At 59.3% G+C, this 26433-nt stretch carries 21 protein-coding genes and 1 pseudogene; 15 read left to right on the forward strand and 7 right to left on the reverse strand.

The genetic code is table 11. The annotated features are described in order from the left end of the window. Positions 1-97: 97 nt before the first annotated feature. Entirely contained in the window at positions 98-2464 is a 2367-nt protein-coding gene (locus tag J3E61_RS14180) for a DUF262 domain-containing protein (protein WP_210083983.1), read from the reverse strand. 240 nt (positions 2465-2704) lie between these two features. Between J3E61_RS14180 and J3E61_RS14185 the strand changes: the two genes are divergently transcribed. The 11 genes from J3E61_RS14185 (at position 2705) to J3E61_RS14235 (ending at position 17771) form a co-directional block, all read left to right on the forward strand. Continuing rightward, complete coding sequence (locus tag J3E61_RS14185; RefSeq protein WP_210083984.1) at positions 2705-3850, forward strand: cysteine desulfurase; 1146 nt, start codon at positions 2705-2707, stop codon at positions 3848-3850. Positions 3851-3858: 8 nt separating this feature from the next. Beyond that, positions 3859-4938: a DUF4007 family protein gene (locus J3E61_RS14190; RefSeq protein ID WP_210083985.1), complete on the forward strand. Its 1080-nt coding sequence runs from the start codon at positions 3859-3861 to the stop codon at positions 4936-4938. 524 nt (positions 4939-5462) lie between these two features. Further along, positions 5463-8378 (forward strand): hypothetical protein, encoded by a 2916-nt coding sequence (locus J3E61_RS14195; protein WP_210085554.1) that lies wholly within the window; start codon positions 5463-5465, stop codon positions 8376-8378. Then, complete coding sequence (locus J3E61_RS14200) at positions 8371-9219, forward strand: phosphoadenosine phosphosulfate reductase family protein (RefSeq protein ID WP_210083986.1); 849 nt, start codon at positions 8371-8373, stop codon at positions 9217-9219. The genes J3E61_RS14195 and J3E61_RS14200 overlap by 8 nt, the downstream gene beginning before the upstream one ends. Before the next feature lie 215 nt (positions 9220-9434). Continuing rightward, complete coding sequence (locus tag J3E61_RS14205; RefSeq protein WP_210085555.1) at positions 9435-11030, forward strand: DEAD/DEAH box helicase; 1596 nt, start codon at positions 9435-9437, stop codon at positions 11028-11030. Further along, positions 11024-12862: an ATP-binding protein gene (locus tag J3E61_RS14210; protein WP_210085556.1), complete on the forward strand. Its 1839-nt coding sequence runs from the start codon at positions 11024-11026 to the stop codon at positions 12860-12862. The genes J3E61_RS14205 and J3E61_RS14210 overlap by 7 nt, the downstream gene beginning before the upstream one ends. Positions 12863-12870: 8 nt before the next feature. Beyond that, entirely contained in the window at positions 12871-13452 is a 582-nt protein-coding gene (locus J3E61_RS14215) for a hypothetical protein (RefSeq protein WP_210083987.1), read from the forward strand. Between the two features lie 11 nt (positions 13453-13463). Beyond that, positions 13464-14363, forward strand: coding sequence for a hypothetical protein (locus tag J3E61_RS14220; protein WP_210083988.1), 900 nt, complete (start codon positions 13464-13466; stop codon positions 14361-14363). Further along, positions 14360-14779, forward strand: coding sequence for a hypothetical protein (locus J3E61_RS14225; RefSeq protein WP_210083989.1), 420 nt, complete (start codon positions 14360-14362; stop codon positions 14777-14779). The genes J3E61_RS14220 and J3E61_RS14225 overlap by 4 nt, the downstream gene beginning before the upstream one ends. A 62-nt stretch (positions 14780-14841) precedes the next feature. Further along, positions 14842-16272, forward strand: coding sequence for a DNA phosphorothioation-associated putative methyltransferase (locus tag J3E61_RS14230; protein WP_210083990.1), 1431 nt, complete (start codon positions 14842-14844; stop codon positions 16270-16272). A gap of 818 nt (positions 16273-17090) precedes the next feature. Next, entirely contained in the window at positions 17091-17771 is a 681-nt protein-coding gene (locus J3E61_RS14235; RefSeq protein WP_210085557.1) for a hypothetical protein, read from the forward strand. Positions 17772-17863: 92 nt separating this feature from the next. Here the strand turns inward: J3E61_RS14235 and J3E61_RS14240 are convergent, their stop codons facing one another. Continuing rightward, a complete protein-coding gene (locus tag J3E61_RS14240; RefSeq protein ID WP_210083991.1) occupies positions 17864-18742 on the reverse strand; it encodes an ion transporter in 879 nt (292 codons plus the stop codon). A 331-nt stretch (positions 18743-19073) separates the two neighbouring features. On the opposite strand from J3E61_RS14240, the pseudogene J3E61_RS14245 reads away from it, so the two are divergent. Continuing rightward, a pseudogene (locus tag J3E61_RS14245) lies at positions 19074-19664 on the forward strand (ATP-binding domain-containing protein); the annotation flags it as partial. Between the two features lie 58 nt (positions 19665-19722). Then, on the forward strand, positions 19723-20598 hold the full coding sequence (locus J3E61_RS14250; protein WP_210083992.1) for a hypothetical protein: 876 nt from the start codon (positions 19723-19725) through the stop codon (positions 20596-20598). A 13-nt stretch (positions 20599-20611) separates the two neighbouring features. Here the strand turns inward: J3E61_RS14250 and J3E61_RS14255 are convergent, their stop codons facing one another. The 3 genes from J3E61_RS14255 to J3E61_RS14265 are packed head-to-tail and all read right to left on the reverse strand — an operon-like array spanning position 20612 to position 23836. After that, a complete protein-coding gene (locus J3E61_RS14255; protein ID WP_210083993.1) occupies positions 20612-21697 on the reverse strand; it encodes an AAA family ATPase in 1086 nt (361 codons plus the stop codon). Then, complete coding sequence (locus J3E61_RS14260) at positions 21694-22338, reverse strand: nicotinamide mononucleotide transporter (protein ID WP_210085558.1); 645 nt, start codon at positions 22336-22338, stop codon at positions 21694-21696. The genes J3E61_RS14255 and J3E61_RS14260 overlap by 4 nt, the downstream gene beginning before the upstream one ends. 49 nt (positions 22339-22387) lie before the next feature. Then, positions 22388-23836, reverse strand: coding sequence for an ADP-ribosylglycohydrolase family protein (locus J3E61_RS14265; protein WP_210083994.1), 1449 nt, complete (start codon positions 23834-23836; stop codon positions 22388-22390). A 71-nt stretch (positions 23837-23907) separates the two neighbouring features. Between J3E61_RS14265 and J3E61_RS14270 the strand changes: the two genes are divergently transcribed. After that, complete coding sequence (locus J3E61_RS14270; RefSeq protein ID WP_210083995.1) at positions 23908-24558, forward strand: NUDIX hydrolase; 651 nt, start codon at positions 23908-23910, stop codon at positions 24556-24558. A gap of 54 nt (positions 24559-24612) precedes the next feature. Beyond that, positions 24613-24951 carry a hypothetical protein gene (locus J3E61_RS14275; protein ID WP_210083996.1) on the forward strand — a complete coding sequence of 113 codons (339 nt, stop codon included), beginning with the start codon at positions 24613-24615 and terminating at the stop codon, positions 24949-24951. 24 nt (positions 24952-24975) lie between these two features. Here J3E61_RS14275 and J3E61_RS14280 read toward each other — a convergent pair whose 3' ends face one another. Both J3E61_RS14280 and J3E61_RS14285 read right to left on the reverse strand, forming a co-directional pair. Continuing rightward, a complete protein-coding gene (locus J3E61_RS14280) occupies positions 24976-25227 on the reverse strand; it encodes a hypothetical protein (protein WP_210083997.1) in 252 nt (83 codons plus the stop codon). A 61-nt stretch (positions 25228-25288) separates the two neighbouring features. After that, positions 25289-26107 (reverse strand): hypothetical protein, encoded by an 819-nt coding sequence (locus J3E61_RS14285; RefSeq protein WP_210083998.1) that lies wholly within the window; start codon positions 26105-26107, stop codon positions 25289-25291. Positions 26108-26433: the final 326 nt, after the last annotated feature.

A 26433-nucleotide genomic window follows, 5' to 3' on the forward strand; every position in this document is an offset into this window, starting at 1 on the left:
GCTGCGCCCGGGTGTGCTTTGGCCCGCCCCGTGAATCGAGTTATGTGGCTGCGTCTAAGTTCGTGACCGTGCGGCAGCGAATTCGGATCGACTAGGTTCAGTCCATATCTTTCTCGAGGCCAATCCACGGGCTAATACGAGTCCACGCGAGTTGCAGCAGTCGGCGACCACGCTGTTCGATGAAGGCGATGTCCCAGTCGCCATCTCGTTGCCCGAGAGCAGTCAGCTGCGGTGTGTGGGTCGATAAAGCGACAAGGTCGCTAGTAGAATCAGCAAATGTGATGCCTGCTTCAGCCGCGGCTTCTAACCGTTGTCTAGCGGCGTCGGTCGTCGCAGCGCCCAAAGCGCCGTAGAGAACTCGCTTGTGCGCCCATTCGCGATTGCTCAGTGAACTATTTGCCTTGGCAGGAACAAGAACAAGATTTCCTATACGATCCACCGTCTCCGCGTCCTCGTAAAGCGATGAAGGCCAATTTTGTCCGCCGCCCTGCGGTGCAACATGCTCCAGGCTAAGAAAGTCCTCATCGCGCCACTTGGCGAACGTTAGTGCTTGAGCTACCTTCGTCTTACCCAGCTCGACGAGCCCTGTCGTACCCTCGGCTACTGCGTCGTCATGAGCGCTCATCAGCAAGAAACGGGCAATTACGGGATATTTGTACAGCGGTATTCTCGACGCTGCATCCACGAAAGCATTTACGTCACCAATTCCGCGCCTCTGAAGGCGATTCGCGAGCTCCCCGCGGAGGATGTCGATATCAACTGTCGGCGTGGGCACATCGCCTGCTCCGCGGCGCACGATTCGCGCAAGCTGAGGCGTTGTACTGGAGCCGACCATGATTTCGCGGTACTCCCGGTCGATGTTCGCCGTGCCACGATGAGCCGCACGCCAAATGACGGAAAAGGCTGTGATTGCACGAATTGCGCGGCCGAAAGTCTCAGTGGGATCGTTTTCGCCGAGCTGACGCCTGCGTAGGCCGTCAGCGTAGAAGCGAGTTAGGGGTGCCAGGGTAACCGAATGTTTGAGTTGGCGTAAGAAATCGAAACATAGCTTGATCGAGTCGGTGGTTTCATCAGGATCGAAGCCGATTAATTGCGGGGACTGTTCTCTGATGGACCAGGCTCCTCGCATCAAATTGGCCGATTCGCTGAAGTGGCGCACAAATTCGACGCGGGTAGATGGGTCGGAGCTGTGGCGGTCGAACTCATCTCGGAGATATGCGCGCTGTTCCGGTAATCTCTTCGAAAGTTTCGCGCCGGTTTCTGCAGAAGCGAAAGATACGATCAATTCTTTGGTCGCTTCCTGTACTGGGTTACCCAATCGGAAAGTATCGAGGTATTCTGAGATCTGGTCCACAAAAGTACGGGTTAGCGAATCACCGTACTCGTTCAGGCCCTCTGCCAACACAGCTCGGGGTTTGAAAGTCTCAAATGCAGTCAGCGGCTCGCCGGTCGTATTCAACGACTCGAATATCGCAAATGCGTAATTTTCATCCTTTCCCTTTACGCGCGTAACCGCCACACGGTCTTTGAAATAGGACGTTAGCATTAGGAGTCGTGTAAGGCTCTGAAGTGAGGCGCTCTGCGTCTCGAGGAGTGCTATTGCTCCCTCCGGAATTTGGTGCGCGAAAAGTGATTCTTGCAGGTCTCTATTGTCGATCAATTCGCCAATCTCCGGAAATAAATCGAATCGTTCGTCGCTCGAACCCTTGCTAATGGCGAGCACCGTCCTCCGAATAGACGCATATCGATCCGTAACTGCTGCCTCCCCCTCAAGAACGCCTTGACGTGGTTTCGGCCGGAAATCGATAACCTTTCCCGCAGTCGGCTGCTGCAGGTCGGGAATCGAATCGACGTACGATCTAATGATATGTGATATAGGTGAATCGTACTTGGCTGTTGACGGATTAGTCGACCATTGATCCGAGTACGCGCGTATCAAGCGCGGGTACACCGGCGACTCGCCATAATTTTGGTTCTCGTAGATCATATTAGCCAGTTGGCTAATTGCTTTTTTCGCCTCATTCTCGAACCAAGTGATCTCGTCTTGGCCCTGAAGCTCTTTATCGGTGAGGACCTGCGTCAAAGCAAGGCGGAGATGATTATGGAGCGCGATCGAGACTAGCATCATGGTGGACAGTCGCTGTTGTCCATCGATCACGATAAGGACCTTGCTCGGCACCTCGGCCTTAACTATCGGCTGGACAGTCGCATACTGCGTGTCGTGGACGACAATTATTGTCCCGAGAAAGGTGAATGATTCAGGGTTTTTAACAAGCGAACCCAGCCCCGCGACAGTGTCGTCTAAGAGTTTGTCAACATTGTCGCTACTCCATGAATACGGTCGTTGATACGGCGGGATGTAAAATCCCAACCCGTTCTCGCTTAGGAGTTGACGCAGACTCTTGGAACTTGCTTCAAAGATGTCTTCTGCTTCGATTGACGATGCCACGCTGTGCCTTTTCATTGGTCTAATCGCACCGTGATTGTGTCCCGTTACGCGATCGAGGTCGATCGAGATGATGTGGACTCGCGATGCACGCTACCCGGCGCTCGCGGCGCCCCGCCACCCATACTGCCGCCGGGACGTTGCGCTGCCCGAACGACATGCTGGGATTGCGGGGCCGAACATGTCGTACCTAAGTGCGAACCTGAAGTTACAGCGTGGCGCCCATCAATTCGCCACAGTACGAATAGGATCGGAGCAATGGTCTACCTCGACTACAACGCGTCTACTCCGGTTGACCAGCGGATTTTCCCAGCCATTGCCGAGGCTCAAGAGGCTTTCGGCAATCCATCCAGCCTGCATCATGCTGCCGGTCAACAGGCGGCCGAGCTAGTCGAGGAGGCGCGGAGTCGAGTTGCTACGTTCGTAGACCGACCCGCGCAGGACGTTGTATTCACCAGTGGGGCGACCGAGGCTTCGGTGCTTGCCGTCGTCGGTGTGATGCTGGCTGCACAAGGTCGCCCGAACATCGTAGTGTCGAGTACCGAGCACAAAGCAGTGATCGCCGCGGCAGAAATTGGCGCGCGCATTAGCGGCGGCGAAGTTCGCACCGCGCGTGTCGGTGCGGACGGCGTTGTGGATCTTAATCACTTGGCTAGCTTGATCGACGACTCCGTCGCAGTGATCGCCGTGATGGCCGCCAACAACGAGACGGGCGTACTCGGCCCCGTCGAGGCGGTAGGCTCTCTCGCTCGAGATCGCGGAGCACTAAGTTTTATCGATGCCACTCAACTTCTCGGAAAGGCGGCCTTCGGCGGCGTGACTGCTGCAGGCGACATCCTCGTCTGCAGCAGTCACAAGATGTACGGGCCTAAGGGGGCCGGCGCACTCATCGCGGATCGACGTGTTCAGAAGGCCATCGTCCCGATCGCATCAGGAGGTGGCCAGGAAAGAGGGATTCGCGGCGGTACACAGAACACTCCATCGCTCGTAGGTTTCGGTCTAGCCGCTGAACTGGCGATGAAGGAGCAGGTATCCGACATTGCGCGAATTGAGGGGCTAGCAATAACTCTGCTTCGCCGACTGACCGACGGCCTGGCTGAAGTTGAGCTGAACGGTGCCAACACGGATCGCCTGTCCAACACTCTCAACTTGAGGTTCGTCGGTGCGGATGCCGAAGCCGTGATGGCCTCCATGCCCAACGTCCTTGTCTCTGCTGGAAGTGCTTGTCAATCCGCCGTTCCCAGTCCCTCACATGTGCTTCTCGCCATGGGCCTGGGAGGCACGGCCGCTTCGGAGTGTTTGCGGATATCGCTCGGTAGGCCTACTACGGAGCTTGAAATTCAAGAAGCCGCCGACTCGATTGTTGACGCTGTATCCCGCGTGCGAGCGCTGACATCCGACTAGGGAGCACGATGACATTTGAGCAGTCCACGACGCCAACGTTCGCCAACCATCAGACCTTTCATCCCCGGTTCGGATGGATTAAGAAGGGCTATGAGGCGGCCTCGCGGGATCCGAACATCTTCAATGAGAAGTCGGCGCCAGTCGACCTAGGCGTTGGCAAGAACATGGTCGAGGCGATTCGGTTCTGGGCGCTTGCAACGAAGGTCATCGCTCGCAGCCCACATCCGGACCGTCCTCGTACTTCGGTTTACAGCCCGACGCGTCTTGGTCGAGCACTTCTCGATGACCGGTTTGGTTTTGATCCGTACATCGAGGACCTTGCGACGTTATGGATCCTTCATTGGCACGCGATATCAGACAGGTCTCTCCTTCCCGTATGGCGGCTGACGTTCAATGACTTTGGGGCTCTTGAGTTTACGGACGAGGAGTTGTTGCAGTTCTGCCTCGACGAGATCGCCGCGACCACTTGGAATCAACCGATGAAAAGTAGTGTGCAGAAGGACGTGGACTGCATGTTGCGCATGTACTCACGTCGTGATGTGCCTGGACGTCAGGGCCTCGACGATATGCTCGACTCGCCGTTTCGGGAACTCGGCCTCATTCGTCCCTCGCCGGTGGCTGGGAAGAAAAATACCTACCGCATAGTTCGCGGCACCAAGCCCAGTCTCCCTGCGGCTGCTGTTGCGTATGCGTGCCTCGACTACATGAGTCGGAGTTCCGACGGAAGTACCACCGTGACTTTGACAAGGCTTGCGACGGATCCAGGAGCGCCCGGCCGGATTTTGAAGCTGACAGAACAAGATATTGCAGAAGCGATCGAAGAGTCGGCGCGCATTGCGGATCACCTAACACTCACCCGCCCCGCGGGTTCCACGCAGCTCGCTATTAGCGCCCCTCCGGGGCAGGTTGCCTACGAAGTCCTCGCCGCGCGGGGCGAGGCTCGGCGAACCCGCTCGCCAAACGGTCCGGCTGATCTTGAACTCACCGGAGTTGCAGCCACGGCGTCATATCTCGGCGAGTCCGACATAGGCCAACTGGTCCGACGAGCCGAAGGTCGGCGGAAGCGGCGGAAGGGGGATGCAGCATGAATTCGCTCGACCATTACGTGGCGACGAGTAGCCGGTTCAGCAGATCGGCAAATGTTGAGCGCGACCACGGCGATAGCGCAATCGACGGATACATACCGACGGGGCGGGCAGTCGATGTCATCTCGCGCGTGGCGAGTGGTCTTGCGGATTCGTCTGCTGGACGCACCTTTTCGATTACTGGACCACACGGTGGCGGCAAGTCGTCGCTTATGGTGTTTCTGGACAGCCTCCTCGCCGCATCGTCGGCGCCGGAATTCAAGGCTGCGCATTCAGTTCTTAAGGCTGTCGATTCATCTGTCGATGACCGGTTGCGCTCCGGAATGAAGGCGGTCAAGGCCGGTGCATCGGGTTTCATTCGTGCGTTCGCGACGGCGGCGAATGAGCCTGTCGCGACAAGCATCGCGCGCGCCCTTTACTCGGGCGCCACGCGACAACTCGGAGCAAGTCAAGAGTTGGTGCCGGCGGAATTCGGTACGCCCGCAAGCGCACCAGACGCGGGCGCTGTCAAGACGGTCGTTCAGCGTTTGACGAAGGCGCACCCGGTGCTGCTGGTTATCGATGAATTCGGCAAGAATCTTGAGTACTTCGCTACGTCTGGATCTCATGGCGACCCATTCTTGTTGCAAGAGCTCGCCGAGCTAACACAAGGTGAAGATGCGCTACCTCTGGTGGTGATCACCTTGCAGCACTTGTCATTCGACGAGTATGTGCAAGGTAATTCGACCACGCGTCGACGCGAGTGGGCGAAAGTTCAGGGCCGATTCCAAGATATTCCGTATGTAGAAACTGCAGCACAATCTCGACGGCTCATCGCCTCCGCCATTCGCCAGGCGCCAAAGTTTCGAGCAGCTGCAGACGCCTGGATCTCCGATGTCCGTCCGATTCTCGAAGAGCATGGTCTACGTGATATCGCGGAAGACGCGTCAACTGCAATGCCTCTTCATCCGCTGGCGCTGGCGGTGTTACCCGATCTGTGCAGCCGCTATGGCCAGAATGAGCGGACACTCTTTTCATTCCTAACCGGGTCCGAACCTGGTGCACTGCCGCGGTTCCTTCGTGCCAACAGTTGGCGACCAGGGGCACCGATTCCGATGGCGGGCCTCGATGTGCTCTACGACTACTTTCTCGAATCGTCTAGCAGCATGATCGGTGTCTCGGATGGTGCAAGTCGATGGATGGAAGTCGAAACCCGCATCCGCGATTCCTTCGGTCTCACTAACCCACAGCTAAAGGCCCTCAAAACAATTGGCGTGATCAATCTAGTCTCCAGTGGTGGGCGCATCAGGGCTTCCAAGGGCTTGCTGAACCTGGCGCTTGCCGGCGCTGCATGTGTCGAAGACATCGACACGGTGCTTGAGTCGCTGATTGAGAAGGGGCTAATCACCTTTCGCGAGTTTGCGGATGAGTATCGCATCTGGCAGGGATCGGATTACGACTTACGGCGTGTAATAGAGAATGCCCGCCATGGCCTCGCTGATGCCAATTTGCTTGGGCTACTTAGCGACTCGTTCGCGCTTGATCCACTCGTCGCGGGCAGGCACAGCCAGACTAACGGCGTACTGCGCGTGTTCGGAAGACAGTTCTTCGCGGCGGGCACTTCGGACACGGACGATCTTGATCCGTCCTGGGATGGGGTAGTCAGATACCTCACTGAACGAGTCAGTGACCCAGCCTCACTTGTTGGCTCTAACGACGGACGACCAGTTGTCTATGTTGTCCCGGAAGATGTTTCAGTGGTACGTGACGCCGCGATTGAAGCCGCTGCGCTAAATTCTGCGCTGCAGAGCGCCCAGTCTGAGGGCGCGGATTGGGTAGCCCAGCGTGAGCTGTCAGAACGGCTTGTCAGTGCGCAGCAGGACCTTCATACTGTTGTGAGCGCAGCGTGGGACGTCAATGCGGAGTGGGTCCTTGCGGGTGGCGAGGGTACCGCTCTAAACCCCACTCAAGGACTGTCAGCACTCCTATCCGAAGTCGCGGACCTGGCATATTCCGACACGCCCCACATCGCCAACGAGATGATCGCCCGTCGTGAACTAACGAGCCAGGGCGCCAAAGCCCGTCGGTTCCTAACAGATGCGCTGCTAGAGAAATCAGACCTCGACGCATTTGGGATCGATGGTTACGGCCCCGATCGCGCGATCTACGAGGCGGTCTTCCGCAAGACCGGGATTCATCGACGTACGAGTTCCGGGGAGTGGGCACTACACAATCCCACCGATGCGAGCTGGAAGCCTCTATGGGCGCTTATGAATTCAGAATTCGACGAGGCATCCGAAACGCGAGTAAACCTCGCCGAAATCGCTACGAAGTTGGCGCTACCGCCGGTAGGAGTGAAGAACGGGATCATTCCGCTTGTCCTCGTCGCGGGCCTGGTTCGCCGAAGCGACGAGATCGCCCTCTACGAACACGGCAGTCTAGTGCTGGAAATCGACGATGCAGTCGCTGAACGCCTGACGAAGAATCTTGGTCACTTCGCCATCAAGAACACAATGACTAAGAGCGGAAGGCGAGCGGCTGTCATTGCCAGCCTCGTTGAGAGGCTAGATATCCGGAACCCGAAGGGTCGTGGGACGCCGACGTTCCTCAACGTCGCAACCGCACTCTTCCGTGAGTTGCGGCTTCTCCCGCCCTACTCGCAGCGGACTAGACGGAACTTGACTCCACAGGCAATCGCTGTAAGGGATGCTTTCCACCAAGCCGCAGAGCCGGACGTCCTCATCTTTGAATCTCTGCCGCAGATTCTCGGCTTCGCGCCGTTCACTGGCAACGGCAAGATAAGGGCGGACGCATCAGACCGCTACGCGGAAGCACTGGCGGACACTCTGCGCGAGCTTCGCGAGCAATATCCGAATCTTCTGAGGACAGTCCAGGACCACCTCGCGATGGCAACGGCAGCCAGCGGAAGCCTTGGCGATTTGAAGCAGGTGCTGGAAGCCGACGCGACCCGCTTGGCAGGCCACGTGCTTGAACCGAGGCTGAAAGCGTTCGTCGGAGCACTGGTCAGGCCCCTGGATGACCAGGTTTGGCTTGAAAATGTCGCCATGGTTGTGTCCGATGGGCAGGCGCCTCGGGTATGGACTGACGACATCGCAAGCGGGTTTCCGCTCAAGGTCGCTGAGCTCGGTGGCGCTCTGCGTCGAACGTCAGCGCTGCTTCATGAGCGGTTAGCTGACAGAGTCAAGCAAGGCTATTCGACCAGCAGGATGACATTGACGCGTCCGGATGGAACCGAATCGATAGAACTTCTGTCGCTTACGACCAGCGAGAAAGAATCGGTTGACGGACCGTTCGAGCGGATGATCCGCGAGTTGACCGATGGGGGCGTCTCAAGGTCGACAGCATGTCGGATGCTCATGGCAAGGTTGGCTTTGGAGCACCAAGTCGTAGATCCAAGCGTCGAGACGCAAATATGGGGGGAGGAGGACCATCGATATGCCTGAAACTATTCGGCACATTTGTGGAATTAGCGGTGGCAAAGATTCCAGTGCTTTGGCGGTATACATGCGAGACCGGGTCTCAGAGATGGAGTACTTCTTTTGCGACACGGGGGCCGAGTTGCCCGAGACGTACGAGTATCTTGACCGCCTCGAGACATCTCTCGGCAAGCCGATCGCGCGACTTAACGCCAGGAAGGGCTTTGATCACTGGTTCGAGGTGTATCGCGGTACCCTGCCCTCTCCGCAGATGCGGTGGTGCACAAAGAAGATGAAGATCGAGCCACTGGAGGAATGGATTGGCCAAGATCATGCAGTCTCTTACGTCGCGATCCGCGCCGACGAGGCTGGCAGGAAGGGTTATGTCAGTACGAAGCCAAACATCCGCACGGTGCTGCCCTTCGTCGAAGACGGTATAGATCACGATGGCGTGCTCCGCATCTTGGATGAAGCAGGCATTGGCTTACCCAAGTACTACGAGTGGCGTACGCGCTCGGGGTGCTACTTCTGCTTCTACCAACGCAAAGCCGAGTGGGTCGGGCTAGCGGACAAGCACCCGGATCTTCTTCAGCGAGCGATCGCGATCGAAGCCAAAGTGCGTCAGGACGCTGGTGCCGACGGAGATGCATCATTTGGTGAGTACGCAATGAAGGGCCGTCAGTACACGTGGTCGGGCGGAGAGTCACTCCCAGATCTGATTGCTCGACGAGAAGAGATTCTTCAGCGACATGAAGAAGCGCAGCAGCAGGCGAAGAAGCGCAAGAAGAACCGTCCAGTTTGGGACGTTCTAAGTGACGCGCTCGATGATGAGGACGACTCAATGCAGTGTTCTGTGTGCGCGCTGTGAGTAGGCTTGTCGGTGATTTGCTGCACGCGGCGTCGGGGCGCCCGTCGCATCAGCTCGGGGCGTCCTCGAAAAATTAGCCGATCCGCATGAACTGGCTGGTGTGGAAGGCTTATCGTGGGGCCTAATGGGTAGTGGTGGACTGTGCGTGACAGCGTCACGCGAAGTGTATCGATCGAGTTGCCGCGCTCGGTCAACGATGGGTCGAAAGTAGCATGATCACCTTTGACGACCTGCTCAACCGTGCGTCGGACCAGCTGCTCCAAGGTTTGGTTGGTCAAGAAGTCGTTAAAATTCTAGCTGGCCTCGATCCGTCGTTGGCGCGGCCCGAACGGCTGAGTGAAATCGCGCTAGGCTTGCTCTCTCCTGCGGATATGCTTCTCGACAAAACCGTTCGCAGTGAACTCCTCCTCTTACTACCTCGATCAAGCGCCGAACTGCTCGCTCACCGCTTAGGTATTGAAGGAGATCCCTACGAGGGCCTGACAGCGATGAGCGTGCGTCGAGGCTCTTCGAGGGCTACTGATTTACTGGATTTCTTCGATGTCAGGGATGACCACGAAGAGGACGCCGTCCTTTCTGCGCACGAAATGGTTGCTCCCAAGCACCCCCTGTTTGCGCACCAGCGCTTGGCGGCCAGGAAGGTACTAGGTCGCCTTCTAGGTGATCCACCGCGAGTCATGCTGCATATGCCCACCGGGTCGGGCAAGACCCGCACCGCGATGTCCGTGGTATGCGACCTCCTCAACGAGAGGGAGCCGAGATTAATTGTCTGGCTTGCGCACTCCGAAGAACTGTGCGAGCAAGCGGTTGAGGAGTTTAAGAACGCGTGGACTTCATTGGGCAACCGTGCCGTAAGCGTGCAGCGCTGGTGGGGTCCCCACACCTTGAACCAACCGATCGTTAGAGACGGCATAATCGTTGCGGGACTTAGCAAGGCGTACGCATCCGCTCAAAGATCGCTTGCCGACATTGGCGCGATGGCTGGTCACGTCGGGCTTGTTGTGATGGACGAAGCGCATCAGGCCGTAGCGCCGACCTACAGCCTTATTCTCGACGTGCTCACGCAGTCCGGTCGACCGACACCCCTTCTCGGTTTGACCGCTACCCCAGGTCGGACGTGGAACGACATTGACGAAGACCAACGACTTGCCGACTTCTTTCACGGTCACAAGGTTTCTCTGGAGATCGAGGGGTACGACAACCCGGTTCAGTTCCTGATCGACGAGGGCTACCTCGCCGACACTGAATTCGTACGACTCGAGTACACAGCTGAAGGTGAGCTTTCTCCGAGTGAAATGCAACAGCTCACAGAAGCTCTGGACATCCCACAGAGCATCGTCAGAGGTCTCGCTGCCGACGAACAGCGAAATATGCTGATCCTCAGCCGTACTGAAGCAATGTGCCGGACGCACAACCGCATCATTGTCTTCGCCGCAACGAAGGATCACGCTCTGGTTCTCGCTACCGTGCTAAGGGCGCGCGGCTGCTGGGCTTACGCGGTCACGGGTGGAACACCCACGAAAGACCGTGCCGGCATTATCGCGGCGTTCAAGACTGCCAGCGATGAACCCCGGGTAATCGTCAACTACGGCGTGCTGACGACCGGCTTTGATGCGCCGCAGACTAGTGCCGCGGTGATCGCGAGGCCGACAAAGAGTCTTGTGTTGTTTAGTCAGATGGTTGGGCGAGCGACACGGGGTGTTAGGGCCGGCGGCAATAAGCGCGCAGAGGTTGCGACCGTCGTAGACACGCGATTACCGGGGTTCTGCAACATGGCTGATGCTTTCGACAACTGGGAGGACGTCTGGTGACCGACGTAGTCAGAGAGTTCGATATCGTTCCAACTTCGTTGGCCGTAAAGGCCATGCGAGACAACGGGTATAAGAACGCGGCATACGCGATTGCCGAGTTGATGGACAACTCCATCCAAGCGGGTGCAACGACAGTGCAGCTGCTGTGCGCGGACCGTGAATCGCATGTTGAGCAGCGGGTTCGGAAGCGTTTGCACGAGGTGGCAGTTCTCGACAACGGCTGCGGTATGGACGCGGACACTTTACAGATTGCGTTACAGTTTGGCAACGGCACACATCTCGCTGCCGAGCAACAAGATGGCATGGGCCGGTTCGGTATGGGCCTGCCGAGCGCGTCGATCTCTCAGTGCCAGAGTGTTGACGTATGGAGCTGGACAGACGGCATCGAAAATGCACTACACAGCTACATCGATCTACCCGCGATCAATACAGGGAAGATGCGTTATCTTCCGGAGCCGCAGCGTAAGTCAATACCGCAGGTTTGGCTCACGGCGGCTGGCAAACATTCGTTCGGGACGTCCGGCACGTTGGTGGTGTGGAGTGACGTGGACCGTGTGCTGTGGCGAACGTCGAAAGCGCTAATAGATAACTCCGAGGAATTGATCGGGCGGATGTACCGCTATTGGATTGACGACGGCCGAGTTTCGATCATCCTCAAGAACTTCTTGTATGACACGCCTGAGCAGATTCTGCAAGAGCGCCGCGCGAAGCCGAACGATCCGCTCTATCTCATGGCCAAGACGAGCTGTCCCGCGCCGTTCAATAACACACCTATGTTCAAACCGTTCCCAGCCGAGGGCGAGAACGTGGTTCCGATCACTGTCCGCTTCCGAGGCGAAGACCACGTAGTCACCGTGAAATTCTCTATCGCCTCCGAAGAGGCGCGCGACAGCGCGGGGGGCCAATCGACCGGCAGTTTGCCCTTTGGCCAGCACGCAGGTCGGAACCTGGGGGTCTCAGTTGTGCGAGCGGGACGGGAGCTCGAACTCGATCCTGGCTGGGCAACTACCTATGAGCCGCGCGAGCGCTGGTGGGGCGTTGAAGTGTCGTTCGAGCCCGGACTTGATGAGCTCTTCGGAGTCTCGAATAACAAACAATCGGCGCGAAACCTAGCTGAAGCCGCCAAGATTGATGCCAGTGCAATCATAAAGGAGCACGGTGGCTCCCTTCAGAGGGCGCGGACAGCGCTGCGCGAAGAAGAGGACCCTTTAGAGCCGCTACTTGAGATTGTTAACAGAGTGCAGACCAATATCCGGCAGATGCGCAACATCATCAAGGCGCAGGCCGAGGGCCGGCAACGGCGTGCCCGGCATGCGGAATCAAGCGTCGAGGCCCAGGCAACAGAAGCGGTCCGCAAGCGCCAAGAAGAGGGGCATCGCGGTAGAAGTGATGAGGACGAAGCGAAGCCCCCCGAGGAGCGCAAGGCGGATGTAGCGGAACAGCTTGAGCATCAAGGTTATTCACGTGAGTCTGCCGAATCGATGGCGGCCGAAACGATAGATAAAGGATTGAAGTATCGCATCGACGTTGCGTCCCTCGAGGGTGGAGCCTTCTTTTCCGTGCAACCGAGGGGCGGAGTCCTACTCGTGACCCTTAACACGGAGCATCCTGCATACAACCTGCTTCTCGGAGCGCGTGATCCAAAGGACTTGCCGGATGATCCGGACAAGCTAAAGGAAAGGCTCCAGAGCGCGCAGTCCGGGCTGGAAATGATGCTATTCGCCTGGGCGCGCTATGAGGATGAGCAGCCTAACGACCAGCGGCGGGTGACTCAGAACATTCGGCACGACTGGGGACGCATGGCCGAGGGCTTTCTCGGAAGCCGTACCTAGGTGCGTTTATGGTCACCCCGGACGATATAAGCCACGCTCTGAGAGAGGCTGCTGAGCCACTTGCCGTCGACGAAATCGTCGCACGTGTAGGCGGTGATGTTCGCGAGTGCGACGCGATCCTCTGGCAGAACCCGGAACAGTTCGTTTGGCAGCCTGGCCAAAAGTGGACCGTAGCGAACGCGAAGCATCGTGGGGCGCAGGACAATCCCGCAGATGCTCCTGATTCGAGATCGAACATGATGACAGCGGCAACGCCGAAGGAGCTGCGTGCGTTCACCATGTCGAGTGGACTCACAGTCGCGATCAACCGTCGGCCACTAGATTCTGACGCTTTCTTCTCTGTCCGGTCTGCAGGCAACACGATTACGCTCACGCTCAATTCAACGCACGAGCTGTTCGCTGAGTTGCCGTTTCCGTTCGAGAGTGCGGGCGACGGAGGAGATTTCAAGAGACTGTGTGAAGTACTGATCAGTGCTTGGGCTTTGTATGAGGACGGGTTACCTGGAGGGTCGGCGAAGCGCGCCACGGAAGACGCACGTCTTCTTTGGGGACGGCGAGCGATCGAGGTGCTAAGAGATCGCAACTCATGAAGGCTCCTGGGGTGAGCCTATTGGAACTGGCGGCAGCTTCGAGATGCGAGCTCGTCTTATGCGCGCCGTTCGCGAAAGCCGCTGTGGTATCAGACGTCCTCTCCGCAGTTCCGGCTGGAGTTCGAATTGTCTTGTTTACCCGCTGGCGACCGGATGAGGTGGCTGCTGGCGTTTCGGATACGCAGGTACTCGCTGTTGTCCGCAAAAGCGGAGGTATCGTGTACCTCCACGACCGGCTTCACGCCAAGTTCTACCGAAACGAGAGCACCGCGCTGATCGGGTCAGCGAACCTGACTGCGACGGCGCTCGGTTGGACGCATAGCCCGAACCTAGAGTTACTTGTTGCGTCATCGGACAACGACATTGATCTGATGGAGCGGGAACTAACCGAGAACGGAACTGTCGCGACCGACGAGATCGCTGAGGAGGTCGACGCAATCGCAGAACTATTGCCAGCCGGAGTCAAGATTGCCGAGCTCTCAATCCCACTGACAGATTCCGTGTGCTGGATTCCTCAGCTTCGGATGCCGTCGGATCTGTTCGCAGCCTACGAGTACGGCACTTTATCGCTTGCATCCCGGTCAGCCGATGCAGCTGCTGCCGACTTATCAGTACTTCAGCTGCCCCCTGGGCTGAATCGACAGCAGTTTGACGCGCTAGTCGGACATCGTCTCCGAAGTCAGCCCCTAATTGCTCAAATTGATGATTTCTTAAGCATGCCTAGGCGGTTCGGCGAGATGCGCGAGTTGTTGAGTCGGGTGACGGGGCGCGACCGGGATCAGGCTGAGCAGTCGTGGCAGACGATCTTGCGCTGGTTGCTGGAGTTTCTGCCGGAACGGTACTCGCACAACATGTTCCGGCATTCGGAGGTTGTTTCGCTCGCGACAACTGAGATGGGTGTGGTCGAATGAGCCAACAGCGGGTGCGCAAGCAGATTTGTGCAATCCTGGAGGCGAACTCACTCACGTGGACTGATACGCCAACCGGGGGAATGTACCTTCGCTTCGCGAGTGCTGGGGTCTCCATCGAGATCGGCAGTTGGGGAACGCAAACGCTTATCCAAATTAGCAGCAATGTCCTGTCTGACGTCAAGGCGCCGAAGAAGCTTGCAGTCAAGGAGATTAACCGGCTAAACGAGGCCTCACAGTACGGTCGTTGGGTCTTCTACAACAAACTACGATCGGTTGTCGTCGAATACGACCTGCTGGGTGACCACCTTCAGGAGAATGAACTCATGACTGGCCTCGCTGCATTGGCGCGAGCCGCAGATTATCATGACGACCACCTTCAGCGGCTGCTAGGCGGCCGGCGCGCGTTCGAGGAATAGCGATTTGAGATGTGGTCGAGTGCGTCCGTAAAAGTGAACCGTCGTCTGATCTTTGGAGCAGGTTGACTATGACGGAATGGACTATCGCAAGGCAGCGGACCGCGATAGGACGAGGCGACCTCTCCATGCCGGTGCGACTAAGTCTTCGGGACGAGATCGTCAAGCCCACAACGTCTGTCTTCGACTACGGCTGTGGGCGCGGGCAAGACGTGGCGAGGCTTAAGTCAATGGGTTTCAACGCTCGGGGTTGGGATCCGTTCTTTGCGCCAGACGTTCCCCGCGTCGCCCACGATGTAGTCTTGTTGAACTACGTGCTGAATGTCATCGAAGACAGCGCTGAGAGACGGGAAACGCTAAACAGTGCGTGGGAGCTCGCATCCCACGCGTTGGTAGTGTCATGTCGCCTGAAGTGGGAACTTGGCTCAGTTAATGCCATTGAATCCGGTGACGGAATTGTTACTCGCCGCAACACATTTCAGCATTTCTATAGCCCGAGCGAGATTCGGAAGCTTGTAGAGGACGTTACGGGTCAGCGCTGCGTGTCGCCTTCGCCCGGGGTGGTATACGTATTCCGAAGCGATGAAGATCGATTCGCCTACCTTGCTCGCGGCGCGATTGCCGACTTCGAGTGGACAGCGAGCCAAGACTACGCGTCGGCCGTCGCCGAGCTAGTGTCGTTCGCTGAAGAACGTGGACGGCCTCCGCTGTTCGAAGAGATTCCCCCGAACCTTCTTCCGTTACTCGGAAGACTTTCTCGGCGAACAATACTCGACATCGTCAATCAAGGCGCATCACCGGAACGTGTCGCGGCCGGATTCAAGCGCACAACACTGGACGTCCTGCTCTATCTCGGCACGTCGATCTTTAACGGCCGTGTGGCACTTAACGACCTTCCCCTTAACGTCCAGGCGGACATCAGACATTGCTTCAAGAGCTACCGCGAAGCGTGCGCACGCGCCGATCGGCTGCTAGCCAAGATTCGTGATGACACCTATATCCGAGGGGCTATGCGCAATTCTCCTGGAAAGATGACGGCGAGCGCGCTGTACGTTCACCGTCGGGCTGTATCGAAGGTGGCTGTCGTGCTCCGCCTCTACGAGTACTGCGGTTTCGTCGCCGCAGGGCGCCCAGAAGGATGGAACATCCTCAAGCTCGAGCACCGCGGTAGGCGAGTGTCATGGTCGTCCTATCCCGAGTTCGACACGAACCCCCATCCGACCTTGGATTGGACGTATGCGGTTGATATGTCGACTCTCGAGGGAACCTTTCAACGATTCGGCGATCGGTCAAACCGCCCGCTTCTGCACCGGAAGGAAGAATTCCTAGACCCTGAAGACCCTTCGGCCGCGAAGTACCGTCGCCTTACGTCGGCAGAGGTGAAAGCGGGTTTGTATCAGAACCCCACGGTAATCGGCTTGGAGGACGGTTGGGCCTCGGAACTCGAACGCTGCGGATTGGAGCTTCGCGGGCACCGATTGATCAAGCGGAAATAGCTTACTGTCAACTAGCCATCAACGTGGGGGCGAAGCTCTAATCTCCAATCGTGGCCTCTTTCGAGTGGGATCTCAACCCCGGCAACACGTTGAGTCGCGAAGAACGTACCCGGCGCTTCGGCGGCAGCAAGTTCAGCGGCATTGCGCCGTCAGCGCAAACACCGAACGTGTTCCTCTACTCCGACCTTAAAGCCGGTCGACAATTCGGATACGAAGACCATTGGGACCGTGATCGCCAGACCTTCTACTACTGCGGAGAAGGTGTGAGAGGTAATCAGACGTTCGACAGTGCAGGCAACGCCGCCGTTCGAGACCACAAGAAGACTGGCAAGGCGATCCGGCTGTTCGAGGCCGCAGGTAACGTGCCTGGCAGCAACGAAGTAGTCCAACGTTACGTCGGACGCCTCGAGATCGACGACATCGAGCCTTTCACGATCCGTCGAGGAGTCGATAGCACCGGAACTGAGCGCGACATCATCGTGTTCAAACTCCACCTCGTACCTGAGCGTGCAAAAGTCCGCGTCGCTCGCGCAGTAATGAACGGGCATTCAAGTGACGATCTCAATGACGATGCGGCTAGTCCCGCGACGATACTCGCCGCCCTGCGCGACATTAGGGTCGATGTTCACGAGGGCCGCAACGTCCCTTATAAGTACGTGGTATTGCTCTGGGCGATTGGGCAAGCGTTAACGACGGGTCGACGGCGGTTCAGCTTCCAAGACGTGAGTAGCGAGCTCACCGCAGTCCTAAAGCCGTTTCAGATGTCCGCGAGTCGACCTGACCCACGCAATCCATGGTTTGCGCTCAAAGAGACGCCGCTGTGGTGGGACCTAACGTTGCCAAACACTGCTGGCCTGACCTACAAGCACACTCGTGAACTCAATCTTGAAGGAGGTCTTACACAAAACGTATTCGGACTCATCATTGGTGAGACCGACTTCGCCATACGCGCAATTCAGACGATTGTTAGTATCATCGGCGATTCGCCAGAGACGCGTACACTTCTCACAAACCTCCAGCTTGACAGCGGCACCGAAAGCGACGGAGCTGGCCCGGTAGTTCGGAGGATCCCGGTCGAAGAACAACTCACGGAAGATTTCGCTGCTGAGTACAAGGCGCTTAGCCGCAAAGACCGCACACGCAAAGAAGCGAAACTCCAAAAGCGATACGAGCGTTACCTCAATAACGCGCTGCGTCACAAGACATGTCGCCACGAAATTTGCGTCGACGATCAAACGTTGTACACAGACCTTTACGACGAGACAATCGACGACCTTATCGAAGTGAAGTCGTCGGTCGAGCGCAGCACCATGCGCCTTGCGTTGGGTCAGATACTCGATTACGCGAAAATAATCAACCCGACCAATCGCACTATCCTCGTGCCTCGGCGCCCGGTCCGCGGCATCATCGAGCTCTTCCACCACCACGGTGTACGCGTGGTGTGGCGAGATGGCCAGACCTTCATCGCATCGAGGCCGGCGGAGGAGGGGCCCGCGTAGGTACAGCGTCTGGGCACGGCCCGTCCAACTAGGACCCCAGAATGTCGAGCTGTCGAGGGTTAGTCTGTGGCCGACCCGGCCAGTACGAAGCATTAAGTGTTGTTACTAGAAGGTTTTTCAGGAAGCCGATCGGTCGGTGCGACGCGCTTTCGCAGCTCTCGTTCAGCCTCATCGAGCGCACCGCGCGCCGCCTGTAGCCGCGCCGACAGATCGTCAGCGTTGCGCGTCGCGCGGTCGGCGGATCTCGCCTCACCCATCGCATTAAGCACGATCCCGACGAACAAGTTGAAGAGAAGAAAGCCGACAATCACTACGTAGCTGATGAAAAACAAGATTGTCCAGTTGGACACATGCAACCCCATCGACATTGTGTCCTCGAGGTTTGCGAACGTCAGCATGACGAACATCGTCAACATTGCTTGACCGACGTCGCCGAAGTGTTGTGGGTCTTGCGTGTTGAACAGAGCCCAGCCGACCATGCCGTAAATGTAAATGAGCAAAATTGTTGCCGCGGCCAAAGAGGCGACACCGGGTATGCTCCGGCCGATCGCATGAAGGACAACGCGTAATTCAGGCAGGAATCGGACGATTCGTACGATCCGCAGCACCCGTACTAGCCGTAGCGCCATCGCGTACTGGTGTAATCCTGGTGCGAACGAAGCCGTGACGACGAGAAAGTCGAAGATGTTCCACTTATCTTGCACGAACGAGCTCGGGCGCCACTGGCACGCGGTGAGCCGGATCAACAATTCGACGACGTAGATTCCTAGAATTAGGTTATTCAGGAAGTCGAACTGGATCTCAAGGTTATCCCGCAGGTCGCCGTAGGTCTCTGAGCCCAAAATAAGTGCGTTGAACAGGATTACGCCAAGTATCACACTGTCGAATGCAGGCGTAGCCACCAGCCACTTGCAACGCTCGACGATCCAGGCACCTGCGTAACTAAGATCCCTCGCTGGCCCGAATCGCACGGTAAGTGCATAGCAAACCAAGCTGTGAGCTCGGCTCCCAACGAATCTCGGGCGAGTCGTCAGGCGGGGTCGCCCAGAGTTGGGGCGAAGGCACGGGGCCGATGGCTATGGACGGCTCCGGCATGACACCTTCGCGATGCGTGGCATCGACGTGGCTCAGGACGATGCAGCGAGTTCGACGCGAGACTGCGCTGCCCGGATGCCGGCACACCAGACGACAGTGAGAGTCCATCACGCCACGCGCCGCTCGATCAATCCCTTCGGCGTTAGCTCGGCCGAAGCGGTCCGGCAATGCTCATCCGGCACGCCGCGGTAGCTCTGCAGATACCGGCTCAAGGACGATGAAACTGGCGGCCGCTAGGTGTTCACCGACGAAGGGCAGCGGGTGTTTGGTCGGCACAGGTCACCGCCGGTGCCGCTCGTCCCGCTGGTCCTCGACCACAATCTGCGCAACACCCGCCAGATCGCCAATGCGTTCCAGCCGCTCGTGGATCACCCGATGCGCTTCCTCGGCGGGGAGGGCCGGCGGTGAAGTTCGTTCCTTGCGCCCGTGAAGATGCGATGGACGTCGGCGACGACGAAGTCGAGCTTCTCCTCGAAGAAGGCTGGCGCCCAGAGGATGTCGCGTTGTTGACCACCGGCACGCGGCATCCGGAGCAGAAGGAACGCCAAGCCGCCCGGCAACGCCGCCTACTGGGACAACTTCTGGGATGCCGAGCAAGTGTTCTACAGCCACGTCCTCGGCTTCAAGGAGCTCGAACGCCGCGCGGTCGTGCTCGTCGTCAACGAGGAGTCGGCTTTCGACCGCTCCCGCGAACGGCTCTACGTGGGCCTGTCGCGGGCCCGCGACCAACTCGTCGTGTGCGGCGATCCGAACTTCATCAGGGATGTCGATCTGGCGCGCCGACTGAACGTCGGCTGAACTCGTCAGCAAACGCTGTGCAGCCTGAATTGTCATACCCCTCGGGAATAATTAGTAGGTGACGCAAACAAAGATCGAACGCCTGCACATCGTCGAAGGCAGCCCGTGGAAAGACGCGGTGATCGCGCTGTTGGATTCTCGCAGCCCGTACCGCCCATGGCGACATGGCTTCGGCGCTCAGGTGGGCGACGCGGTGGCCATTGTCCTGGACACCGACCCAGCCTCCATCTTGACGACCCTCGGAAGAGTCGGCATCGACGGTCGCATGGACCGCGCGGTAGTCGAATGGTCCGATCACGCGCCCACCTTGGTCGACTTGACGACGCTGACCGCGGTCATGGACTTCAGCCACGATCAGGACCCTCGCGACGTGTGGCAATTACACGGAGACGCCGCGGTACAGATGGAGCTGGCGTTGGACGAATGCAGGTACCGCGGTGATCCCTCGATGCGGTACGGGCATTCGACGGTGGCCGCAGCCCGGATCTTGCTGCATTCGCAGGGGACATGTACCGGATGCGATGACCCCATCGATATGACGGGCGAAGACGCCCGTGATGTTGTGCACATTCGCACTGTCGACGCGCCACGACGCGAGGGGCCGGAGGTGCTCATCCAAGCGGCCAACGGCCGTGCCAGCTACATCGACGGGCCATACTCGCCTAAGAGTTGGCTGCTACCAACGCTTCCCGCCGATTGGCCCGGGGTGCTGTGCGAGCGGTGCGTTGTCCGCATGCAGAACGATGGACACAACGGCCTGCTCGACTTCCGCTTTTCGCAGCATCCCAGATGCCCCCGCTGTGGTGCGCAGCGCACACAACGAGGATTGTTCGGTGAGCCCTCGACCCAGTATCTCCCGCCATGGCGCAATATTCGTGGATGCTGCGTCAACCCAGAGCCTTGGACCTGTGCGGCGTGTGCATACCAGTGGTGACGCCGCCAGCCGACTAGTTTCGTTCGAAACCCGGGCCGTGCAAGGGTTCTCCGAACTTAGCCCTCAGATTCAACAGGGGATCCACCGTGCGGATGGCCAGATCCATACGCTGACTGAGATCACCGGTCAGCAGCACCCAGGAATGTCCCGCCAGGGTCAAAGCGTCGATGAACCACTGGGTCATCGCCGCCCGCAACTCAAGGTCACCCTCGCGCCAGCCATCGTCCTCCCACGGCACGCCTTGGTGATCAGTGACCAGGTACACCGCTCGCGGCGGAACTCGCGTCCACATCTGACCCGTACGGGCGGCCGCTCCGAGATAGCGCCGCTCCCACACCGCGGTTGCGAATGCATCAGTGTCGCAGACCAAGAGCGGGGAGCCGACGCGTGCCGCTTCCTCCTCTTGGCGTGTCTGCTCCGCGGCGATGACATCGAAATCGTCGCATTCCCAGACCAAGTCGCGTAGTTGGCCGCCTTGGTGGCGATGTTTGATCTCGGTGTACTCGCGGCCGTACTCCCGCACACAGCGCGTGTCTGTCCACACTCCACCCCGCGCCTGGTAGTGCACAGCCAGCTCGCGCGTAACGGTGGTCGTCCCCGTTGATTCGGCGCCCAACACAACGACTCGCGCGGTCAAGCCTGCCCGGGTGGCCGGTGCCAGCTCACCCCAATGCGACGCCAAGTCGCGTCGCACTGCGGTGCTACTTCCGTAGCGGTCCAGGCGGACCGCGGTGGCGCCGAACCTGCTGGCCAGCTCGTCGCCATAGTCGTCACCGCAAAACACTGCATCCACGGCAGGCGCACATCCGCACCGGAGCGCTGCCTGCATCACGGCGACCTGCGCGGTCCACACGTGCTCGTCCGTGACATCTAAAGGCGCGTCGCAGCGGACCCCCAAGACTCGGATATTCGCGTCGTCGCGGTGCTCCTCACGCAGCCACGACACCCTCTGCTCCAGCGGGATTGACTCGACTGCAGCGGACATCACCAGGACGGTGAATCGGCGGCATCGTGCGGCAGCGGCGCGAATGCCTGTGTGGTGTCCAAGGCGCGGCGGGTAGAACTTGCCGATCAGCAGCCCGTGGTCAAACGCGCTCATCTGCTCGAGGTGCTCTTCTGCTCCGCGACGTCGACCGCTGTGACGTCGCACTGCCTGCGCCATGCACGTAGACCGGCGATACACAGCGCAAGGAACAGAACATAGACCACTGCGGTCAACATCAACCCCTTGCCGGCGTACAGCGGTACGTAGATGATGTCGGCGGCAATCCAGAAGTACCAATTCTGAATTCGCTTGCCGTTCAACAACCATTGCGCCGCCAGCGACAGGGCGGTGGTCAATGCATCCAAGAACGGCGCGCTGTCATTGATGCTGTGCAGCAGCGGATACAGAACCATCGTCGCCGCTCCGACGAACACGGCGCATCCGATGACCGTCCCTACGCCGGCGCTGCGTACCTCCAATCGGCGATGCTGGGCGCCGCCGTAAAGCCACTGCCACCAACCCGCGAACCCCAGTGCGATGTACAGGACCTGCAGTCCGGCGTCGGCCCACAGCCGTGTCGACAGAAAGAGAAGCAGGAAGAAGGTGGAGTTTGCGATCCCGACCGGAAAGTTCGCGACCGATGCCCGCACGGTTAGGAAGACGCACGCGCCGCCCGTGACGAAGCCCAGTAGTTCAGCCCAGCTGACTTCGTCGTTGCCGAGCACGAAGATCACCTGGGTGAACGGCGCAACCAGCGTGGTCAGTATGTCCACGACAACCCTTTCCGATCCGCTCGTCGTGACATTAGCCGGTGTGGCCCGTTTGCAAGCGCCGCAACGCTTCTCGGAACGCTCGATTGGGATGCGCGCCTGGGAGGACGGCCGTGACGTCGCGCAGCGCCTTCTCGGTGTCGACGTTGCGAAGGCGCGCACCGTACAGCGCCGCAACGGTTGGTGTGCGGCTGTACGCCCCGACGCAATGCACCAGCACGGTCCGACCTTCGCGCCGGAATTCCTCGATGGCGCGCACGGTGTCGACGAGCACGAAGTCGAGATTCGGGTTCTCGTCGTGTTCGGGACGATCGATCAACCGCACCTCCACATGAGGCACGTCGGTGCGCGCATCGTCGTCTGCAACCCGGCACAGCGAAACCACCGCGTCGAAGTTCGCCGGACGGTTTCGTAGGACACCGATGCCGCCGAGGAGCACACCGTCGTCGTACGGGTGGCGCGCGAAGACGTCGATTGGGGACCCTGGATAGGAGAAATCGAACTCATCTGGTTTTCCCTTGCGCTCGATCGCCGTCGCGAGCGCCACCAGGCCGTGGGCGGTTATCCCTGGCCAGCCGTGCAGCAGCCTTCGCCAGTCAAGGGGTACGGCCGATGCGCCATATGCGGCTCCCAGTAGCCCACCCGCGATCGCCGCGACCGTATCGGTGTCGTTTCCGGCCCGGACGGCGGCGTCGAGCGCGAGGCGAAGATGATCTGCACGGAACACTTCAGCGTCGGGGTCGTCCGCCGGCACAGGGGTGGTGGCAATCGCCGACCATGCCGCCTGCAACGCGGCGACCACCCAGCCGTTGTTCGCGAAGGACGATGGCCGTCCCGATTCAGCCGCGTCGAGCCGCTGCGACCACAGCTCGCGACGGTTAGTGTCGATGTGGCGCAGGCCGATTCGCACATCCAGCTGCCCGGTGAGCACCGCGTGCCGGATGGCGCTGCACCACAACACGCAGGCGTCGCCGGCGTCGGGGTCAAAGTGGGTGAGCTCGCTGACCGTGCGGGCAGCTTGCACCATGGCCTCCTCGTCGTCGTCGAGATAGGCAAGTGCCACCGGTGCCGTGCGCATCAGCGATCCGTTTCCGGCTGTGCGGCCAGTATGCTCATGCAGCCTTCTCGACTCGGCGCGCGCACTGGTCGCGGTGATGGTGCCCTCGCGGGATGCCGAGTTGAGCACCGACCGCGTCTGTATGCCAACGTCTTTCGCTTGGCGCGACCACCCGTGCCATCGCTTGACGACGGTGTCCAGAGCGGAGATCTCGCGAAGGTCGGCGCCCGTGGCGGCGACCTCCGCCACAGCGATCGTCATCGCGGTGTCATCCGTCCACTCGCCACGCTCCCACGGGCCGCCACCGACCATCGCCACCTCGAGTTCTGGACCACGCGGCGGTCCGAATTCGTAGGGCGCGCCGAGCGCATCGCCGGCCGCGGTTGCTAGAAGGACACCCTCGACGCGATCCTGGTATGAAGTCATCACCGCTCCTCTCGAGAGCATTTTGCGCAATTCTGCGCTAATTGTGCTTCACTGTACGCTGAGGCTCCGACATGAGCGAGCGCGATCATCGAGACAGCAGCGGGCGCACCCTGGCTGACTATCCGCGGCCGTCGGTGGCCGTGGACACGGCGCTGCTCACTCTCGACACACAACTCGGACTTGTGGTGCTGGAAGTGCGACGTCCCAGCGGCCCAGGGTGGGCGCTGCCCGGGACGTTTCTGCACGAAGGCGAGACTCTGGCTGATGCCGTGGATCGGTCACTGCGGGAAAAGGCGAACGTGCGCGGACTGCGTCCGCGGCAGTTGCATGTGTTCGACGACCCGCGTCGCGACAATCGCGGATGGGTGCTGTCGGTCGCGCATATCGACGTCGTGCGGCCAGATCAGCTGTCCTCGCGGTTGCCCGAGACCACCAGGCTGGTTCCGGTTCACTCTCCTGGCCGCCTGCCGTATGACCATGCCGACATCATCAGACTCGCTGTCGAGCACATCCGCGCGAACTACGCCGACAAACCTGATCCCGATCGGCTCCTGGGCGAGGAGTTCACGCTGCGAGAACTGCGACTCGCGCATGAGGCGGTCGCCGGACGCGAACTGCAGCGCGACACGTTCCGGCGCACGATGGAACCGCACCTCGTCGCAACAGGGGCCGCGACTTCGGGAACTCGCGGGCGGCCGGCGGAGGTGTTTCGCCGCCGCTAGCGACGCGAACGGATTTGTCGGACCCGACGCGCACAATCTGCACACCGGGGACGAATGCAGGGGGAGGTCGATGCGGCGATGAGTAGACGCCGAAACACGTCAGGGGGTGGCGGCGGATTCGCCAGCGCGATTGGTCTGTTGTTCATCGTCGGCCTGATCATCAAGTTCATCTGGTGGATCATCGGCGCCGCGGTTCTCGTCGGGCTGTTCTACGTGATCCGCGCGGTCGTGAGGGCTGACGCCCGTCGTCGCGCGATCATGGCACGCCAGATGAATGAGTTGGCCGCACGTGCCGACCAGCAACACAACTGGGTGCTTCAAGGTGACGATCGCGGTGTCTACGGTCCGCAGGGCGCTGATCTGATGCACTACATCCGGTGGCCGGCCGGGTGATGTTCGATCGCGGTTCGTAATTGACTATTGCGGCACCGCAAAAGTCACGCTGGCATCATCTTTCGCTACTCTCGCTGGCAAGTTGCCTGCCAGTGCCGCAGAGATGTCGCCATGGAGGATGAAAGCTACTGAATCGTAAGGGAAGTACCATGCGGATGCAGTTTCGACGACTGCATCATCGATGATCATGACGTCGCCCAGGTGCTCTTCCTGCGCAAGTCTTTCTATCGCTTCTGCTGCGAGGGCGCGGGCCTCGGAAAGGCAGATGTCGTTCATCGGTACCTCATGAAACAGTGTGCCGGATAACCACCAAATGATGCTGTGTGCCTGGCTGTCCTTATTCGTTGGTCGGTGCGAGCTGATTCTCCACGCCCTGTACGTTTGTCAGGCGGCCCGCATCGACAATGACTTCATAGATGCCAGGCTCGACAAGACCCGCGCCCACCCGTTCAGCGCCCGAGGGCTCGTCGGAGCGTAAGAGGACTTCCGCGGTTCGTCCCATGCTGCGCAACAGACGCACCGGCACACCGTCCAACTCGGCTGTGAAAACCCTTTCGAACACCTCACACTCAGATATCGGTGCTGTCGCAGACCAAGCGCGCGGGTGAACCTGCTCAAAACCCGTTGGGCCGTCGTCGCTTATCGCGGTCAGCAGAACGCTTTCCGGTAAAACGTCGGCGAAGAACTCGCGACCCTGCCATCGTGCCAGCGTGCCGACCATCGGACTTGGCGCACGCCAACGCTTCGCGCCAACCCACCCGCGGGCCGCACCTTCATAGCGCGACAGGCACTTCTGCTCACCGTCGGCACGGATTCGCCAGTACTCAGCGCCATACGAGTATCGAGTACGGCCCAACGTCCACACCTGTGCCAGTGAGTCGCCGAGCAAGAATCCATTGGGGAAAGTCGGCCACGGCCGTTGTCGATCACCCGGCATGCTCAGTGTTGCCAACCAGGGTTGCGAGAAGCGCGCTACATCTATGAACTGTGGAGAACCGTCGACTCCGTATGCCGCTAACAGGTCCGCCGGAGTCCTCAGGCTGGCTGCTGCCGAGGCTTCTGCGACGTAACCACCGACCTGGTCATAGCCGGATTCCACGATGGCCGCGGCGATGGGCGCGGTAAGCAGCTTCTGGAACACGAGTCGCTTAGGCACGTCGACTCTCCACTACTCGTATGTCTGTCAACTCGTCAGGTTTGACCAAGCCGGTCCAACCCATGTGTCGGTCGCCGATCAATCCGATTGCACGGGCTACAGCGGGTGGATGGACGAACTCCACCCCGATAGGGCCATCCGGCAGCCGATGCCGCGGCGAAACGGTATGCCCGGCAAGCGTTCCGCAGCTCAGAACGACCGCCATAAGGGTGCAAGAGTGTAGGGCAAGTGCTCGAACTTGGCGCTCATCGAGCGACGCTGACTTTTCGGTGGGATCCCTGCCCTCGCGAAGCACCGCGCATCCACCGATCGGGCGGCGTGCGATC

It is taken from the genome of Mycobacterium sp. OAE908, assembly GCF_017872775.1.
Lineage (GTDB): Bacteria > Actinomycetota > Actinomycetes > Mycobacteriales > Mycobacteriaceae > Mycobacterium.

Bases quoted from the DNA above. Each gene is read 5' to 3' on its own strand.
- J3E61_RS14225 (WP_210083989.1), top strand. From the start codon at position 14,360: ATGAGCCAACAGCGGGTGCGCAAGCAGATTTGTGCAATCCTGGAGGCG.
- J3E61_RS14255 (WP_210083993.1), bottom strand. From the start codon at position 21,697: ATGAGCGCGTTTGACCACGGGCTGCTGATCGGCAAGTTCTACCCGCCG.
- J3E61_RS14180 (WP_210083983.1), bottom strand. From the start codon at position 2,464: ATGAAAAGGCACAGCGTGGCATCGTCAATCGAAGCAGAAGACATCTTT.
- J3E61_RS14265 (WP_210083994.1), bottom strand. From the start codon at position 23,836: ATGACTTCATACCAGGATCGCGTCGAGGGTGTCCTTCTAGCAACCGCG.
- J3E61_RS14275 (WP_210083996.1), top strand. From the start codon at position 24,613: ATGCAGGGGGAGGTCGATGCGGCGATGAGTAGACGCCGAAACACGTCA.
- J3E61_RS14270 (WP_210083995.1), top strand. From the start codon at position 23,908: ATGAGCGAGCGCGATCATCGAGACAGCAGCGGGCGCACCCTGGCTGAC.
- J3E61_RS14190 (WP_210083985.1), top strand. From the start codon at position 3,859: ATGACATTTGAGCAGTCCACGACGCCAACGTTCGCCAACCATCAGACC.
- J3E61_RS14185 (WP_210083984.1), top strand. From the start codon at position 2,705: ATGGTCTACCTCGACTACAACGCGTCTACTCCGGTTGACCAGCGGATT.
- J3E61_RS14280 (WP_210083997.1), bottom strand. From the start codon at position 25,227: ATGAACGACATCTGCCTTTCCGAGGCCCGCGCCCTCGCAGCAGAAGCG.
- J3E61_RS14200 (WP_210083986.1), top strand. From the start codon at position 8,371: ATGCCTGAAACTATTCGGCACATTTGTGGAATTAGCGGTGGCAAAGAT.
- J3E61_RS14215 (WP_210083987.1), top strand. From the start codon at position 12,871: ATGGTCACCCCGGACGATATAAGCCACGCTCTGAGAGAGGCTGCTGAG.